Genomic DNA, 1,335 nt, shown 5'->3' with positions numbered 1-1,335 from the left:
TGGGAAAGCCATTGATTCCCTGAATCGTGTCAATTCTTTGAAGCTTTTTTTGCAGGTGGAATCCGGTCCACACTTGAATAAGCCGCCTGTCATTCCGCGAATCCCTCGTCTTTCCTTTTTTCCTAGAGTTGAAGTGTCATTCAGTTAAGGAAGTAGGTTGTGTTCAAGCGGAGCTGCTCAGTCAACAGGCCCAAAACTATGAAAGGGCTGACCCTGATCGAGATTTTGATCACTATCCTTCTGATGTTCATCGTTAGCTCTATGACGGTGAATCTGGATTCACTGGTGCAGTCCTTTCGAATGGATTTTTACAATCAACGAATTTTCAGCAGTATGGTGGTGGCCCGCAGTGAGGCGATAAAACGAGGAGTGAATGTCAGTCTTTGTCGCAGCCAAAACGGCTCAAGTTGTGATACCTCTGGCAGCAACTGGAAAGCAGGCTGGCTGATTTTTGTCAATCCCAATAATAATAATTCGGTTGACCCGGGTGAGGTCGTTATCAGGGTTTATGGAGAGATTGACAGTGCGGTCACGATCAGTCTGAATACCGGGAATACTGTGACATTTACATCCAGGGGCAGCCCGACAGCGGTGCGGACTATGAGAGCCTGTCCCACCGGCGGCTTGGGCACTCCAGTTAAAACAGTATCGGTCACGGTCACCGGACAAATTCGAAAAACTTCTTCGACAGGGAATTGTTTATGGAAGGACGCTTAAAGGTACGCAAGTCACACGGAAAGCTGCCAAAGGGTAAAGAGGCCGGCATTGGCCTGATTGAAGTGTTGATCAGTGTGGTGATTTTTATGGTCGGCATTCTTGGAATGGCGGGAATGCAGGCTCAGGCGGTCAGGGCGACTCAAGACAGCTTGCAGCGTTCCCAGGCTATCTGGCTGGCCAATGAAATGTCAGAACGTATGAAAGTGAATGTCCAGGGGCTGGAGTCAGGCAAGTATCAGACTACCGCCCAAACCGCCAGCGGTAATGTCCCCTCCTATTGTGCCGGTTCAGTTCCGAGACAATGCATTGCCAACGCCTGCACGGCGGATGAAATGGCTGCCTATGATGTTCATGATCTTATGTGTCGAAATGCCAGAGCATGGGTTTTACCGGTGGGGTGCAAAAAATCATTAAAAATCAGGCTGTCAGGGTCCGGAGCAGTGCCATCAACTCCATAGACCGGATGCTCGAAACATGAGGTTGAAGGACCAGTACTGCCCCCCAATCCATTGTCATAACAGGTATACACCTGATCGATTGCAGCACCAGTAACAGCTGCATCCACGCCTGAGGCAAAGCCAAATTGATCAGCATCCCTGATAATAAGATCTATAAAAC

2 protein-coding genes are annotated in these 1,335 nt (G+C 49.1%); both read left to right on the top strand.

What is annotated here, in order from left to right:
- Positions 1-198 precede the first annotated feature (198 nt).
- Entirely contained in the window at positions 199-717 is a 519-nt protein-coding gene (locus tag KDK18_RS11975; protein WP_257255155.1) for a GspH/FimT family protein, read from the top strand.
- Positions 702-1,175, top strand: a complete 474-nt coding sequence (gene pilV, locus KDK18_RS11970; protein ID WP_257255154.1) for a type IV pilus modification protein PilV — start codon at positions 702-704, stop codon at positions 1,173-1,175. Before KDK18_RS11975 ends, pilV begins: the two co-directional genes overlap by 16 nt.
- The last annotated feature ends 160 nt before the right edge of the window (positions 1,176-1,335 follow it).

The organism is Endozoicomonas sp. SESOKO3 (assembly GCF_024606255.1).
The sequence above is the reverse complement of the archived record's forward strand: the minus strand, read 5'-3'. Positions and strand labels throughout refer to the sequence as shown.

Excerpts from the sequence above, each read along its gene's own strand:
- pilV (WP_257255154.1), top strand. The coding sequence starts at position 702 with ATGGAAGGACGCTTAAAGGTACGCAAGTCACACGGAAAGCTGCCAAAG.
- KDK18_RS11975 (WP_257255155.1), top strand. The coding sequence starts at position 199 with ATGAAAGGGCTGACCCTGATCGAGATTTTGATCACTATCCTTCTGATG.